Source organism: Cellulosilyticum sp. I15G10I2 (assembly GCF_900095725.1).
Classification (GTDB): Bacteria; Bacillota; Clostridia; order Lachnospirales; family Cellulosilyticaceae; genus FMMP01.
The window spans coordinates 516,681-532,313 of sequence record NZ_FMMP01000009.1 but is presented as its reverse complement, the minus strand read 5'-3'; the positions used below and the strand labels follow the sequence as shown (position 1 = coordinate 532,313).

The window sequence follows — 15,633 nt, the reverse complement described above, 5'->3', positions numbered from 1 at the left end:
TTTTAGGAGTGAAAAAATGAAATCATTACCGATCAAAATGTTTACAATTTATATATTAACAACTTTATTTTTGAGTTTTTTTGGCCCTATGAAATACTATAATTATGATAAATTATTAGTTTTTTTATATGTCACTGGTTTTCTATTTTGCTTATATTTGGGATATACCATTGCAAATAGATACAAGGTAGTTTTAAAGAAGAAACCACAACTTTCGAATGATGCGACCATGATTATTGCTCTTAAGAACCAAAAGAAAATAACAAAGTTTGTTAGAGTAACAATACTAATTGCTTTTTTCTCGATTTTTTTAGAATTTTTAGAGATACTAATAAAAAATCCATCAGCCTTTTCTTTATCTAATATGGCTGGTAATTATTTTGAGATAAATTTAGAAAATAGAAGTTCATTTTATTCTATTCCAATTCTTTTTAGGTTCCTCACAGGTTTTTTTAGAAACGCATCAATAATTTTAGGGGTTTATTATTGGAGAAATTTAAAAAGGAATTATAAACTTATCTTGTTAATGTATTTTATGTTATTGGTAATAGTAAACATGCTTGCATATGGAACACAAAAATTTCTTGGTGATTTAGTGATTTTTACAGTAATTGTTTTATCTATTAGGATGATGGATTCTGACAAGAAACGAGCATTTAAAATTATTAAATACAGTATAATTCTAGTACTTATATTAATATTAACTTTTACATTTATCCAATCTCAAAGATACGCTCTTCTAGGAGTAACTGTTGAAAACTATGGTATCAGATCAGGGGGACAACTATATTTTGACACTAATCATTTTATTTTCAAGATTCTAGGTAACGAGTTTGGGTTAGGGTTGGCAATTTTATTGACAGGATATTTATCATCAGGATATTATGGTTTATCGTTGTGCTTCAAATTGCCATTTGAATGGACTTACGGAATTGGAAATTCCTATTTTATGTCCAAGTTAATATCTGTACTATTTAATACTTCAGAAATTTATGACAGGACTTATTTAAATCGAATGACAGAGGTTTTTGGAAGAAATGGTTTGAGAACATGGAATACTATATTTCCGTGGTTAGCATCGGATTTTACCTTTTTAGGAGCACTCTTGATATTTATTTTTGTAGGGTATATTTGGCAAACTGCCTGGTTAGAAATTATAAAATATAGAAATCCAGTTTCCATATTATTATTTTCAATATTATCTTTGGGATTAGTTTTTGTACCAGCAAACAACCAGCTATTTAATTCAATTGATACTTTTATTTCAACAATTACAATGATTTTGTTTTGGTTATTTTATCATAAGAAATATAATTATAAAGCATTGTAAAAAGAATGTGCAATCTAATTAAGATAGGAGTAGGCATCATATGTTTAAAGGAAAGACTTTACTTATTACAGGTGGAACAGGATCTTTTGGAAATGCAGTTATGAAAAGATTCTTAAATACAGATATTAAAGAGATTCGGATCTTTTCTCGCGATGAGAAGAAACAAGATGATATGAGAAAACTTTATAAGAATGATAAACTGAAGTTTTATATAGGTGATGTCAGGGATCTTTCTAGCGTTAAAAACGCCATGCATGGAGTTGACTATATCTTTCATGCAGCTGCTCTTAAGCAGGTTCCCTCTTGCGAGTTTTTTCCGTTAGAAGCTGTAAAGACGAATGTATTAGGAACGGATAATGTACTTACTAGTGCTATTGAGATGGGAGTTAAAAAGGTCATTTGCCTTTCTACTGATAAGGCGGCTTATCCAATAAACGCCATGGGAATCTCTAAAGCTATGATGGAGAAAGTATTTGTGGCAAAAGCAAAGACTGTTGATCCAGACAGAACCCTTATTTGTGGTACTAGGTATGGTAATGTGATGGCTTCTAGAGGTTCGGTTATTCCACTGTTTATTAATCAGATTAAGAGCGGACAACCACTGACAGTAACTGATCCGAATATGACGAGATTCCTGATGAGTCTTGAAGAAGCTGTAGAGCTTGTTGTGTTTGCTTTTCAAAATGCTGAAGCTGGAGACATTATGGTTCAAAAGTCGCCAGCATCAACTATCGGGGACTTAGCGCAAGCGGTTAAAGAGCTCTTTAATGCAGATAATGAAATCAAAGTAATCGGTACTCGTCATGGTGAGAAGCTCTACGAGACACTTTTAACTAAAGAAGAACATGTTGTGGCAAAAGACATGGGTGGATTCTATCGTGTACCGGCTGACAAGAGAGAATTAAACTATGATAAATACTTTGTTGAAGGAGATCAAAAACTTTCATCTGAAGACGAGTACAACTCACACAACACAGAAAGGCTTAATATTGAGCAGATTAAAGAAAAGTTATTACAGCTTGATTATGTAAGGGAACAATTGGAAAGTTGGGATAAATAATGAATATCATAGTTACTGGGGCAAAAGGCTTCATAGGAAAAAACTTAATAGCAGAATTGAGAAATAGAAAATATGAGGATATTTTTGAGTTTGATAAAGAAACGGATCCTAGTTTACTAGACGATAATTGTAAAGAGGCTGACTTTGTATTTCATCTTGCAGGGGTAAACCGCCCCAAAGAACAATTTGAATTTATGGAGGGCAACTTTGGTTTCACCTCCGATTTACTAGATTCCCTTAAGAAACATAATAACACCTGCCCAGTGATGATTTCATCATCTATTCAGGCTGAGTTAGATAATCCTTATGGCAAAAGTAAGAAGGCAGGGGAAGAACTTCTGTTTACTTACGGTAAAAATACGGGAGCCAAAGTTCTTGTGTATAGATTCCCTAACATTTTCGGGAAATGGTGCAGACCAAATTACAACAGTGCAGTAGCTACTTTCTGTCATAATGTTGCTCATGCCTTACCTATTCAAGTAAATGATCCGAGCGCAGTAATGAATCTTGTTTATATAGATGATGTGGTTAATGAACTGATTAATGCACTAGAAGGAAATGAGAATAAAGTAGAACAATTCTGCGAAGTTCCTGTAGTACACGCGATAACACTTGGTGAAATAGTAGATTTAATATACTCATTCAAGGAGAGTAGAGAAAATAGATCAGTGCCAAACATGTCTGATGTATTTACTAAGAAACTTTACAGTACATATTTAAGTTACTTACCAGAAGATCAGTTTAGTTATGACTTAAAGATGAATGTGGATCAGAGAGGATCATTTACTGAATTTATAAAAACGCCTGATCGTGGTCAGGTTTCTGTTAATATCTCAAAACCTGGAATTACCAAGGGAAATCACTGGCATCACACGAAGAATGAGAAGTTTCTAGTTGTAAGCGGGAAAGGTGTTATTCGGTTTAGAAAAATAGATTCAGATGAATTACTAGAGTATTTCGTAAGTGGTGAAAAAATGGAAGTTGTTGACATACCAACAGGCTATACACACAACATAGAGAATCTTGGTGTTACAGATATGGTTACAATAATGTGGGCCAATGAGCCGTTTGACCCTGAAAAACCGGATACTTACTATTTGGAGGTATAATTGATGAAGAAATTAAAAGTCATGACAGTCGTTGGTACTAGGCCAGAAATAATCAGACTGTCAGCTGTGATAAATAAACTAGATGAATCTGAAGCTATTGATCATGTCCTTGTGCATACAGGGCAGAACTATGATTATGAACTAAATGAAGTATTCTTTAATGACTTCAACCTAAAGAAACCGGATTATTTCCTCAATGCTGCTACTGGAACAGCGGTAGAAACAATAGGGAATATTCTAGTAAAAATTGATCCTATTCTTGAAAAAGTAAAACCAGATGCATTTTTAGTACTTGGAGATACAAACAGCTGTTTGTGTGCAATAGCAGCGAAAAGAAGACACATTCCGATCTTCCACATGGAAGCCGGAAATAGATGCTTTGATCAGAGAGTGCCTGAAGAAACTAATAGAAAAATTGTTGATCATACAGCAGATATCAACCTAACGTATAGCGACATAGCTCGAGAATATCTTTTAAGAGAAGGTCTTCCTGCAGATAGAGTAATCAAAACTGGTAGCCCAATGTTCGAGGTTCTTAATTCAAGAAAAGAGGATATTGATAAGGCAGATATACTTGAAGAGTTAGGACTTGAAGTCGAGAAATACTTTGTAGTTTCAGCTCATAGAGAAGAGAATATCAGTTCTGAGCAGAACTTTATGGATCTAGTAGATAGCTTAAATACGATAGCGGAAAAATATCAGATGCCATTAATCGTGAGTACACATCCAAGAACAAGAAAAATGATTGAAGCTAAAGGTATTGAGTTCAACCCATTAGTTAAAACTATGAAGCCGCTTGGTTTTAATGCCTATGTGAAACTTCAAAAATATTCAAAGGCAGTTTTGAGTGATAGTGGAACAATAAGCGAAGAGACATCAATACTTGGTTTTAAAGCACTTAATATTAGGCAAGCTCATGAAAGACCTGAAGCAATGGAAGAAGCATCTGTGATGATGGTAGGACTTAAGAAAGAAAGAATTCTACAGGGACTAGAAATACTGGAAACACAGAAGAAAGATACATTAAGATTGGTGGCAGATTATAGTATGCCTAATGTATCAGACAAAGTGTTGAGGATAATTTTATCTTATACAGATTACGTGAATAGGGTTGTTTGGGGGAAATAGAATGCTGGGGGAATGATAAAACGAAAATGGAGATGATTCATATGCAAATCTGCATAAATATGGAACGAATTAAGGTTGAAAATTTAGTATGAAAAAAACAGCATTTATTATAGTACTAATTACATTGATATCAAAAATATTTGGTTTTTTAAGAGAAATTGTTTTATCTTATTATTATGGCGCAAGCACTATTAGCGATGCATATTTAATTGCTTATACTATTCCAGGTTTTATATTCTCTTTTATAGGCGTGGGGCTTGCAACAAGTTTCATCCCCTTGTATAGTAATATTGAAAAAGATAATGGGACAAGTGACGCTGATACCTTTACAAGTAATTTGTTATTAATTTTGCTTACGATTAGTAGTATACTTGTAGTATTTATGTATATTTTTGCATACCCAGCTGTTAAAGCATTTGCTATGGGATTTGATAAAGAAACATTAGAATTAGCGGTTATGTTCACAAGGATATCAATGTTTGGGATTTTTCTTTCCGTATCGTTTCATTTATTATCAAGTTATTTGAATATAAAAGGCAACTATCATATACCAGCTTTTGCAGGAATCCCGAACAATATTGTTATAATTATTTCAATTTGGTTAAGTTCAACATTTGGGACAATTTTTTTACCGCTAGGAATTGTCGCGTCACTGATTTCACAACTATTTCTTGTTTTGATTTTTACTAAGAAGTTTAACTTTAAATTCAAACCAAATCAAATTCTCATGGATAAGAATTTAAGAAAGATCTTTTATTTATCGATACCTGTTATAATAGGTGTTTCAGTCAATCAGATAAATGTTCTGGTTGATAGGACATTAGCTTCTACTATTTCAGTTGGTGGAATATCTGCATTAAACTATGCGAATAGATTAAATACTTTTGTTCAAGGGATATTTGTTATGTCAATTGCTACTGTAATGTATCCTCTAATATCAAAATTAGTTGCAGCTGGAAATGTTAAGGGGTTAAAAAGTATAGTTTCTGAAATAATAACAAGTATAAATATTTTGATTATTCCAATTACTTTTGGCTCCATGTTGTTTGCACATCAAATAGTTGATCTGGTGTTTGGTAGAGGGGCGTTCGATTTGAATGCTACTAGTATGACAGCATCAGCACTTTTCTTTTATTCGTTAGGAATGATGGGATTCGGGCTTCGCGAAGTACTTTCTAGGGTTTTTTATGCTTCCCAAGATACGAAAACACCTATGGTTAATGCGGGCATTGGCATGGTTGTAAATATTATTCTTAATATTATATTATCACGTTATCTTGGTATTGGGGGTTTAGCACTAGCAACTTCTATAGCCGCGATATTTACTACGGCTCTTTTATTTATAAGCCTCAGAAAGAAAATAGGCCCATTCGGCATGAAGCAAATCAGCATTTCATTCCTAAAAATCCTATTTTCCTCATTAATTATGGGGGTATTAGCAAAACTTAGCTTCAATTACCTAAGGACTACTTTATCGCAGAACCTTTCGCTTGTACTGGCAATCGGAGTAGGTGCATTATCATATTTTGTGGTTATCTATTTTATGAAGATTGAAGATGTTGAAGTAATCGTTGGAGCGATTAAGAAAAAACTTGGAAGAGGAGCTGCTTAAATCAGACATTCATCTGATCAATCAAACACTATGGTGAATTGCGCTTATAATGATAAATCCCTAATCCCCCAGTCCCTATTTCACCTGAGCACTAGCTTCCGATCTCAACATTAGCCATATAACTGTGTAAGCTTGATTGGGTGATTCCAGCTGTGAGAAGGGTATTGGGTTATTCGGGGGATGAGCCGAATGATGCTCTTATGACTAAAGATACTTAGATTAGGCAGTCACATCTTTGCCAGAGCAGTTGCTTGCTTGATATCTTGGAAAACTAAATATGATTTACAATCCTGAGATGCGGCTATAATAGTGTTAGTATGATACAGGTGATTCCAGCTGTGAGAAGGTTATTAAGCAATTCTAGCAATTCCCCTAGGTGTTAGAATAGTTGTCATGGAGCTGTAAAAATAGTACAGTAAAACTATAACAATGTAAGGAGATACAACTACATGGCAAGCTATAGCAATGAATTCAAAGAAAAAATTGTTCTACGCATGTTACCCTAAAATAATGAATCACTGTCTAAGAAATCAAAAGAGACAGGTACTAGTTTTAAAACTTTAACTACCTGGAGAAACCAAGTTCGCACTTCGGGTCAAGCAGCTCCCTGTTGGAACTAAAGAAAGTGAACGTTGGAGCAGTCAGGATAAATTTTTGATTGTCATAGAGATAGCAAGTGTGAATGAAACAGAGCTTTCTAAGTACTGTCGTCAAAAGGGTCTCTATGTTGAACAAGTAAAGGAATGGAAAAACATCTGTATTCAAGCTAATGGCGTTGTCGCTGAGGAAGCTTCTCGTCTTAATAAAGAAGTTAAAATACGTGATAAAGAAATAAAATCTTTAGAGAAAGAACTTCAACGTAAAGAAAAGGCTTTAGCTGAAGCAGCTGCTATACTAGTGCTTAGAAAAAAGCTAAACACATTACTGGGGACAGACGACGAGGACGAATGACAGAACCAGAATTACGTGAAAAGGTGGTGGTGCTCATTAACGAAGCTGTTAAAAGCGGGGCACGTCTATCCATCGCTTGTGAAGAGGCTGCAATAAGTCAAAGAACCTATAAAAGGTGGATAACTTCATTTAATAAGAACAATAAGTATGTGGATAAAAGAACTATTACAGTTCGTCCAACGCCACATAATAAGTTAACTCCACAAGAAAAACAAGAAATTATCAACAATGTAAATATACCAGAATTCAGCAGTTTACCACCTAGCCAAATCGTACCCATCTTAGCTGATAGAGGTGTATATATTGCATCCGAATCGACTTTTTACCGAGTACTTAAAGAATGTAATGCACAACATCATCGTGGTCGCAGTAAGGAACCTGTTAAATGCCCTGTATCTACTCATGTAGCAAAAGCACCAAACCAAGTCTACACATGGAATATCACATACCTCAATGGGCCTATTAAAGGACGGCATTATTATTTATATATGATATCTGATCTTTTCAGCAGAAAAATTGTAGCATGGGAAGTTTGGGAGGTTGCTTCTGCTGAAAATGCAAGTGAGCTTATACGCAGGGCTATTATAGCTGAAAAACTAACCACTAGGGAACATCCATTGGTTCTACACTCTGATAATGGCAGCCCTATGAAAGGGGCCACTATGCTTGAAACCTTATTAACTTGGGGATAACACCTTCAAGAAGCCGTCCAAGAGTGAGCAATGATAACCCTTTTGCAGAAAGTCTATTCAAAACACTAAAGAATCGGTGTAATTATCAGCCAAAAGGATTTTCTTCGCTAGAAGAAGCCCGTAAATGGGTATATAATTTTGTGGAATGGTATAATAATAATCACCGTCATAGCGGTATAAGCTTCTTAACACCGAATCAACGTCACGCGTCTGATCATGGACTTAATGCACTCAAGAAAAGGGAGTTAGTCTGCAAATCAGCTAAACTTAAGCATCCAGAAAGGTGGACAACCACCACGAGAAATTGGTCTATTGAGGATAGAGTCTATTTGAACCCTGATAAGTCTGAAGAATCTGACACAAAGAAAGATCAAGGAGCAAATGCATCTTAAAAACCTATACTGCTTTGGACAACTAGCTTGACAACTTCTGGGAGTAGATATTGTTTACTTCCCTTACACTCAAGGCACTTCCTCAGCTAAATTGAGGGATGTACTAGATAAGATCATGAAAGGTGGATCTGTTTCTCCAAAATAAAATCATCAACTCTAACACAATTTTTATGAGAGAACAAACAAGAGAAAGGATGCACAACATGAAAGTGCTAATAACAGGCGGCAAGGGACAATTAGGCATAGAGCTACTAAGACAGTTGTATGAGAAAGAGGGTGCTTATAAGATTATGAGTACAAATCATGATACCCTAGATATTACAGATTTAGAAAAGGTAAAACAAGTGTTGCTATCTAAGCAGCCTGATATAGTGATTAATTGTGCAGCACATACAGCGGTTGACCGGTGTGAGCAGGATATAGAAGATGCTTATAGAGTAAATGCATTAGGTGCAAAACATTTAGCTATAGCATGTGAAGTGATAGGAGCTAAGCTTGTGCATATTTCTACGGATTATGTTTTTGAAGGAAATAATCCAGAGCCAAGACGTGAAGATGATAAGGCCGCTCCGCAAAGTATTTATGGAAGTAGTAAGCTTCTAGGTGAAGAGTATGTGAAAACCTTTTGCAAAAAGCATTTTATACTTCGCATAGACTGGCTTTATGGAGAGGGGAATAACTTTGTAAAAACGATGCTAAAGTTAGCCGAGACACATAAAGAGCTAAATGTAGTAGATGATCAGATAGGCAGTCCTACTTCAACCAAAGATCTGGCGGGGGTGATCATTGCCTTAATGCAGACAGCGTATTACGGAACTTATCATGCAACATGTGAAGGACAATGCTCGTGGCATGATTTTGCATGTATGATCTTTGCCCTTAAGCATATAGATATAAAAGTAAACCCTATAACAAGCAAGGAATTTGTAAGTCTTGCTAAAAGACCTCGTTTTAGTGTTCTTGATAATTTTATGCTTAAGCTTTATGGTCTAAATCACTTTAGACATTGGGAAGAGGCTTTAAGGGATTATCTTGAAAATGAGGAGGCATCCAGTGGGGAAATTTAAGTTTATCGAAACGCCCATTAGAGATTTATATGTTATAGAACCAACGGTTTTTGGAGACAGCCGAGGATATTTTATGGAAAGTTATTCAAAACGTGACTTTTTTGAAGCAGGACTTACAATGGAATTTGTTCAGGATAATGAAAGTAAGTCCAAAAAAGGTGTGCTTCGAGGACTGCATTTCCAAATGAAGCATACTCAAGGGAAGCTGGTGAGGGTTGTTAAAGGTGAAGTCTTTGATGTGGCTGTTGATTTAAGAGAGGGTTCTCCAAGCTTTGGGCAGTGGCATGGAGTTATGCTGGCAGAGGAGAATAAAAGGCAGTTGTATGTGCCGCAAGGTTTTGCCCATGGCTTTTTGGAAGTTTCCGATGTAGCTGTTTTTCAGTATAAATGTACAGATTATTATGCGCCGGAGTATGACGGCGGCATTGTGCGGAATGACCCTGATATAGGTATAAAGTGGCCTTTGGAAAAGGTTGATGAAGTCGTATTATCGGAAAAGGATAATTCACAGCAAAGCTTCAAAACGTTTAGGAGAAAAGAAAAACCTTTTATTTACAATTAAGAACAGGTTGCAAATGGGCATTTGAAATGATACACTTATAAAGGCTACATTAAGATTATAAGAGCAATAACTAAGGAGGAAAAAATGAGCGAAAATGAGTTGAACGTACAACATTATGAAGATGAAATTGACCTAAGAGAACTTATTTTGACTTTGTGGAAGCAAAAGCATGTCATCATAAGCACTACCCTTATAGCTACCATTTTGGCAGGATTATTCAGTGTGTTTATATTATCACCTGTTTATGATACACGATTAAATATCGTAATAAATATGCCTGAAATTTATAATACAAGGTATGGGGAATATAAACTGCCTATTACCACCAACGAGCAATATATTAATCTTATTAAAAGTAATGATGTGCTCATAAATACCATTTCACAGATGGGTTACAAGGCGTCAGAAGTATCAGTAGATGATTTAAGAAAGAAAATAGCTATAGGACAAGTAACTGCAAAGGCAGATGCCGTGCAAAATAGCTTTGACATAACAGTATCAGCAAGTACTCCTCAAGAATCATTAAAGCTTGCTCAAACATTATATGATAATTACATAGAATTCTTAAACGTGATGACCAAAGAAAGGGCTGTAGGATACTATTACAACAATTTCAATGTTGAGCTTAAAAAAATGCAAATTTCATTAAAGAGTAATCAAGAACTTTTGAAAAAGAATGAAGAGCTCCTTGCCCAAATACCACAGACGATTGATCAAAAAGAAGCCATAAAAGAAATTGCGTCAGGGTCAGCAAATACCAGTCATTTTGTAGTACTCGAAAACATTATTAATCCTAACTATACCAAAGTAGAGAATGATATCATACTCAATAAACAAACCATAAATGGTATAGAAGATTCTATAAGGATGCATAACGAATATTTAGCAGAGCTTGATAGTGAAAAACAGGCTATTACAAAATACTATGAAGATGGTAAGATTGGCCAGCTTGAATCAAGTTTAATAGGTGTAGTCAAAACCAGTGTCTACCTGCCTTCACCACCTGTAGCGCCAACTCAAAAGACAAGCCCGAGAAATGCACTAAATGTTGCCATTGGGATAGTACTTGGGGGCATGTTAGGAGTTATGATAGTGTTTGTAAGAGAATGGTTCAAAAAAGATTAAGAAAAAGGATGCAGAAGCAATCTGATAGGAGATTGCCCTTGCATCCTTTTTACATTGGCTCCGAAGAAAATAGTACCATTAATTGTAAGGTAAGCGTAAAATAACTCCAGACATCAAAGGTTCTGGAGCTATTTATTAGATTATTTTTTCTTACTATAACATTCTTGCGGAAGATTTGCCCAAGGAAGATACTTTTGCAGTACATCAGGATTTTTTTGAAAATCTACATTTGGCAGTTCCTCAAAAAGATATCGTAAATATTCAAAGGGATTTAGCCTGTTTTCTTTAGCTGTTTCGATAATACTATAAGTTATTGCACTAGCTTTTGCACCAAGGGGGGTATTTGCAAAAAGGAAGTTCTTTCTTCCTATAACAAAAGGCTTGATACTGCGTTCAGCTCTATTATTCGAAATTTCACATCTGCCGTCTAGTAAATAGTTCTGCAGATACTTCCATTGCCCTAAGCTATAATTTATCGCTTTTCCCAAAGCTGACTTTGGAAGCGCATTAACTGTTTTTAGCCACACTAAATAGGCGTCCCAAACTGGTTTTGCAAGCTCAAGGCGCTTCTCATATTTTTCTTCAATAGATAGTTCTTTTATCTCTTCTTCTATACGGAATAGTTTATCGCAATAACTCTTACCAATAAGCGCTTGTGATCCTAACTGTTCTGAACTCGGGATAGATTTAAGAGCTTCCTCAAATTTTCTTCTCGCATGAGCAAGGCACCCGCATATAATAATCATATTTGCAAGATTATGATAAGCATCATAACCGTCAGTATTATACTGATATCAAGATAATACAGATGGCTACGCTGGCTATGAAAAAGTAGAAGGTATCATCAGATGTGGGTGCTGGAGTCACCTTAGAAGATACTTTGTAGAAGCTATGCCCTCTAATGCTAACAAACTGTTAAAAGTCAGTAATGGAGAGCTAGGCCGTGACTATTGCAATAAACTCTTTAACATAGAAAAAACTCTTGTTGATCTTTCGGCAGATGAAAGAAAGATAAAGCGTCTTGAACTGGAAAAACCAGTATTAGAGGCTTTTTGGTGCTGGCTTGGTACTTTAAATCCACTAAATGGATCCAGACTAGGTAAGGCTGTTACCTATGCAAAGAATCAGAAAAAATATATGGAAAACTACTTACTAGATGGCAGATGTAGATTGTCAAGTAAGTTTTAAGTATAAATCTATAGCAGATGCTCAATCTCCAACAATCTTGCTGAAAACAGCATTCGCCCATTTACTATAGGGAGAAAAAACTGGGAGTTTTCAGTCAGTCCAAAAGGTGCCCATGCTAGTGCAGCTATTTATAGTCTTGTAGAAACGGCAAAGGCTAATAACCTAAACGTCTATAAATATCTAACTTATCTTTTAGAGTATATGCGAGATATAGACTTTAAAAATTATCCTGAAGAGCTGGAAAACTTCCTGCCTTGGAACGAAGAAGTTCAAAAAGACTGCAAATAAAAAGTCCGCTAAACTTAGAGTAAAAAAATCTAAGTTTAGCGGACTTTTTTGTATTCCAAAATACACCTTTTTATTATGCGCTTACCGACAATCAGTTAAATAGACAGCAGTATGAAGATGAAATAGATATAAAGAAGTTAATTTTTACCCTATGGCAGCAAAAATATATCACTATAGCCATAACACTTATAGTAGCCATGCTTTCAGGACGATATAGTGTATTTATGCTATCCCCTGTTTATGATGTCAAGTTAAATATCATCATAAATATGCCGGAGATTTATAATACGAAATATGGAGAGTATACTTTACCCATTACAACAAATGAGCAGTATATAGGCCTCATTACAAGCAATAATGTACTCGTTAATACCCTCTCACATATGGCGTATAAATCAGAAGAACTATCTGTAGAAAGATTAAGAAAAAGAATAACTATAAGCCAGACAGGAGCAAAATCAGATCCTAAGCAAAACAGTTTTGAAATCAAAGTATCAGCGGGCAGTCCCGAGGAGGCCTTAAAGCTAGCTGAAACTTTGTATGACAATTATATCAAGTTTTTGGACATTATGACTAAGGAAAGGGCTATAAACCATTTTCACAACAGCTTTAGGATTGCGTTAAAAGCCGAAGAAGCTGCATTAAAAAGCAATAAGGAACTTTTAAAGCGAAATGAAGCCCTATTAGTAGAAATTCCTCAGAACATCAATCAAAATGAAGCCTTGCAAGGCGTAGGGGTCAGTACAGCCAATGCTGGTAATTATATAGTTGTTGAAAATATAAATAATCCTAACCATACACAAGTACAAAGTGATATCATCATCCTTAAACAAACTATTAATAGTATAGAGGATATTATGAGGCTCTACAATGAACATTTAGAAGAACTAGACAGTGAACTGAAAACTATTGAAAACTATTATAAGACAGGTGAAGTTGGGAGCCTCAAATCAAGTGTAATAGGTATAGTTGAAACCAGTGTTTATTTACCGTCGCCTCCTGTATCGCCTAGCCAAAAGACAAGTCCTAAGAATGTACTCAATGTGGCCTTCGGTATAGTTTGGGGGGGCGTTAGGTATTGTGATAGTTTTGATAAAGGAATGGTTAAAGAAGGATTAGGGGTCATAATGACTCCTTTTTTATTATATATTAGTTAGTTGTTCTCATTATAAATATAAAACATGAACTTGAGTAGTATAAATACAGTTAGGGTGAGACTGCAGGTGAGTAAGCTACGCAATAAGGCGGTAAATGGAATAGGGGATCCTTGTAAGATGACTAAATAACATGCTCTTCCCAATAAACCTAAAGAGAATAGTAGTGCAGTAAAAAGTATAGAATAAATTTCTTTTGTTTTTCTAAGATCAAGAAAAATTAATAGTAACATACTGGATAAAAGAGCAATGGGGGAAGCTAAAAGAAATAGGCAAATCAATAGTGGGATAAGCAGTAATATGAAGATATTATTACGCATGAGAGGACTCCTTTTTTCTTTAGTATTTTTTAAGTGTATCCTAATGTTATGGATGGTATACCGATAGAAACTAATAATGTAGCTAATAGCAATGAAAGTATTGAAATATTGGTAAATTTTAGATATACTATGTTTAAATATACATAATGTGTAATTATATCTTTAGAGGGAGGGTATTATGAAAAGAATAAAAACTAATAAAATGCTGTGTTTGACCTTGGGACTTGGTATTATGCTTTCGGGAGTTGCCCTGCAGGCTGCAAATATGACAAAAACTTTGAAAGCTGTTTATAATAATATAAAGATATCTTATAATGGTCAGATTAAAAGTTTGAAGACTGAACCTTTTATGGTTGAGGGCATAACTTATGTGCCACTCCGTGCCATTGGTGAAATTATGGGAGCAGATGTCAACTGGGGTAATAATACGGTCTATATTAATGGACAACAATCTTCTACATATTCTGATGAGCAAATTGCTGCGATTAATTATGAAAATGCTTTGCTTAGACAACAATTAGAGATGGCAAAAAAAGATTTGGAAGCTTTAACAGGTGCAGGTGGTAATAATAAAAATTTAACAACAGAGGCCATCGTTAATACTTTAAATAAGATAAAAACCAATTATAAAAATACTTATGATGTAGGTTGGGGATATGATCTACAGATTGTATCAGGTAGACTTGAGCTAACTGTAACTTATGACAGTCGCTATGATGAAGCTGATTTTGATAAAATAACGAGTGAAGAACTCAAACAATTTATAAAAGAAATGTGTTATGACATTTCAGCTGCACATAAAGAAGTGGAAATCAGAGGGACGCTTAAAGATAATAAAAACGATCTTGAAAGAGCTTCATTCAAATATAGTAAGGCGGGTGCATATGAATATAATGAAGCCGCTGATTTTTCTTTAAAAGACTTTGAAAAAGAATTAGAAAAAAAATATAATGTGATTAACACTATAGGTTTTAGTATACCTATTGGCGATATAGAGCTAGGAGTGAAAAATGATATTCTTACTTTTACACTTACTACCGAACTTAGACCAAGTGGAACTTTGGAAGATTACAGAGGGAAATGGAATGTTCTAGGCGCAGATAATAAGAGTGAATTGGAAAATTTATTTAAAAAAATTAAAGAAGATATACAGCGTCAATATAGTTCATATGATAGCATAGTGGGAGGCATCAGAGACAGCTCAACTGGAAGCTCTCTAGGAGTTTATACAAACGATGACAAACTTTATATTAATACTATTAATACTAATTAACAGAGCATTTTAAAAAGGATACAAGATATTTATAAGTAAAGCGGGTGCCAAGATAATTGGCACCCGTTATCATTTAAACCGTATATTACTAAGACCGTGTAGGAGAATTGATTATGGGATTTGATATTAATTCAATGATTGGAGATAATAATACGCTATTGGCTATTATCTTCATTAATATGATTATCATTGGGCTGACTTCTCTGGTCGAAACAAAAAACATTATGAGCAAGCTCGAGACTCATCTCTCGCTAAGTTACCGAGTACGCCTTGAGTTTTATCGAATAGAATAGGTTATAGGTTGCTGCTGCTTTTTGTTTTGGGGCAATGATAACAGAAATTTATCTTTAGTAGGTTTATACTTGCAAAACGAAGGCTCTGC

The 15,633-nt window shown here is 34.8% G+C and carries 13 protein-coding genes and 2 pseudogenes; 14 read left to right on the top strand and 1 reads right to left on the bottom strand.

Features of this window, described 5'->3' with window-relative positions:
• The first annotated feature begins 16 nt into the window (after positions 1–16).
• From BN3326_RS11045 to BN3326_RS11000, 11 genes are all read left to right on the top strand, one after another.
• Positions 17–1,330, top strand: coding sequence for a hypothetical protein (locus tag BN3326_RS11045; RefSeq protein ID WP_069999286.1), 1,314 nt, complete (start codon positions 17–19; stop codon positions 1,328–1,330).
• 40 nt (positions 1,331–1,370) lie between these two features.
• On the top strand, positions 1,371–2,390 hold the full coding sequence (locus BN3326_RS11040) for a polysaccharide biosynthesis protein (RefSeq protein WP_069999285.1): 1,020 nt from the start codon (positions 1,371–1,373) through the stop codon (positions 2,388–2,390).
• Positions 2,390–3,499, top strand: coding sequence for a capsular polysaccharide biosynthesis protein CapF (locus tag BN3326_RS11035; RefSeq protein WP_069999284.1), 1,110 nt, complete (start codon positions 2,390–2,392; stop codon positions 3,497–3,499). Before BN3326_RS11040 ends, BN3326_RS11035 begins: the two co-directional genes overlap by 1 nt.
• A 3-nt stretch (positions 3,500–3,502) precedes the next feature.
• Positions 3,503–4,627, top strand: coding sequence for a non-hydrolyzing UDP-N-acetylglucosamine 2-epimerase (wecB, locus tag BN3326_RS11030; protein ID WP_069999283.1), 1,125 nt, complete (start codon positions 3,503–3,505; stop codon positions 4,625–4,627).
• A gap of 88 nt (positions 4,628–4,715) precedes the next feature.
• Positions 4,716–6,239 carry a murein biosynthesis integral membrane protein MurJ gene (gene murJ / locus BN3326_RS11025; RefSeq protein WP_069999282.1) on the top strand — a complete coding sequence of 508 codons (1,524 nt, stop codon included), beginning with the start codon at positions 4,716–4,718 and terminating at the stop codon, positions 6,237–6,239.
• A 654-nt stretch (positions 6,240–6,893) separates the two neighbouring features.
• Positions 6,894–7,190, top strand: coding sequence for a hypothetical protein (locus BN3326_RS22385; RefSeq protein ID WP_242875986.1), 297 nt, complete (start codon positions 6,894–6,896; stop codon positions 7,188–7,190).
• On the top strand, positions 7,187–7,882 hold the full coding sequence (locus BN3326_RS21460; protein WP_083258645.1) for a DDE-type integrase/transposase/recombinase: 696 nt from the start codon (positions 7,187–7,189) through the stop codon (positions 7,880–7,882). The genes BN3326_RS22385 and BN3326_RS21460 overlap by 4 nt, the downstream gene beginning before the upstream one ends.
• Before the next feature lie 23 nt (positions 7,883–7,905).
• On the top strand, positions 7,906–8,274 hold the full coding sequence (locus BN3326_RS21455; protein ID WP_171903816.1) for an integrase core domain-containing protein: 369 nt from the start codon (positions 7,906–7,908) through the stop codon (positions 8,272–8,274).
• A gap of 203 nt (positions 8,275–8,477) precedes the next feature.
• A complete protein-coding gene (gene rfbD / locus BN3326_RS11010; RefSeq protein WP_069999281.1) occupies positions 8,478–9,341 on the top strand; it encodes a dTDP-4-dehydrorhamnose reductase in 864 nt (287 codons plus the stop codon).
• Positions 9,328–9,903 carry a dTDP-4-dehydrorhamnose 3,5-epimerase gene (gene rfbC, locus BN3326_RS11005; protein ID WP_069999280.1) on the top strand — a complete coding sequence of 192 codons (576 nt, stop codon included), beginning with the start codon at positions 9,328–9,330 and terminating at the stop codon, positions 9,901–9,903. Before rfbD ends, rfbC begins: the two co-directional genes overlap by 14 nt.
• Positions 9,904–9,987: 84 nt before the next feature.
• On the top strand, positions 9,988–11,028 hold the full coding sequence (locus BN3326_RS11000; RefSeq protein WP_069999279.1) for a Wzz/FepE/Etk N-terminal domain-containing protein: 1,041 nt from the start codon (positions 9,988–9,990) through the stop codon (positions 11,026–11,028).
• Between the two features lie 140 nt (positions 11,029–11,168).
• Here BN3326_RS11000 and BN3326_RS10995 read toward each other — a convergent pair.
• Positions 11,169–11,798, bottom strand: a pseudogene (locus BN3326_RS10995) (IS66 family transposase); the annotation flags it as partial.
• A gap of 31 nt (positions 11,799–11,829) precedes the next feature.
• Here BN3326_RS10995 and BN3326_RS22900 point away from each other — a divergent pair.
• From BN3326_RS22900 to BN3326_RS10980, 3 genes and pseudogenes are all read left to right on the top strand, one after another.
• A pseudogene (locus BN3326_RS22900) lies at positions 11,830–12,504 on the top strand (IS66 family transposase); the annotation flags it as partial.
• A gap of 122 nt (positions 12,505–12,626) precedes the next feature.
• The gene (locus BN3326_RS10985) at positions 12,627–13,661 is read left to right on the top strand and encodes a Wzz/FepE/Etk N-terminal domain-containing protein (protein WP_083258643.1); all 1,035 of its coding nucleotides are present in this window, start codon (positions 12,627–12,629) and stop codon (positions 13,659–13,661) included.
• Positions 13,662–14,156: 495 nt separating this feature from the next.
• The gene (locus BN3326_RS10980; protein WP_069999275.1) at positions 14,157–15,251 is read left to right on the top strand and encodes a copper amine oxidase N-terminal domain-containing protein; all 1,095 of its coding nucleotides are present in this window, start codon (positions 14,157–14,159) and stop codon (positions 15,249–15,251) included.
• The last annotated feature ends 382 nt before the right edge of the window (positions 15,252–15,633 follow it).

Bases quoted from the DNA above. Each gene is read 5' to 3' on its own strand.
- BN3326_RS11045 (WP_069999286.1), top strand. From the start codon at position 17: ATGAAATCATTACCGATCAAAATGTTTACAATTTATATATTAACAACT.
- BN3326_RS11040 (WP_069999285.1), top strand. From the start codon at position 1,371: ATGTTTAAAGGAAAGACTTTACTTATTACAGGTGGAACAGGATCTTTT.
- BN3326_RS11035 (WP_069999284.1), top strand. From the start codon at position 2,390: ATGAATATCATAGTTACTGGGGCAAAAGGCTTCATAGGAAAAAACTTA.
- wecB (WP_069999283.1), top strand. From the start codon at position 3,503: ATGAAGAAATTAAAAGTCATGACAGTCGTTGGTACTAGGCCAGAAATA.
- murJ (WP_069999282.1), top strand. From the start codon at position 4,716: ATGAAAAAAACAGCATTTATTATAGTACTAATTACATTGATATCAAAA.
- BN3326_RS21460 (WP_083258645.1), top strand. From the start codon at position 7,187: ATGACAGAACCAGAATTACGTGAAAAGGTGGTGGTGCTCATTAACGAA.
- rfbD (WP_069999281.1), top strand. From the start codon at position 8,478: ATGAAAGTGCTAATAACAGGCGGCAAGGGACAATTAGGCATAGAGCTA.
- BN3326_RS11000 (WP_069999279.1), top strand. From the start codon at position 9,988: ATGAGCGAAAATGAGTTGAACGTACAACATTATGAAGATGAAATTGAC.
- BN3326_RS10980 (WP_069999275.1), top strand. From the start codon at position 14,157: ATGAAAAGAATAAAAACTAATAAAATGCTGTGTTTGACCTTGGGACTT.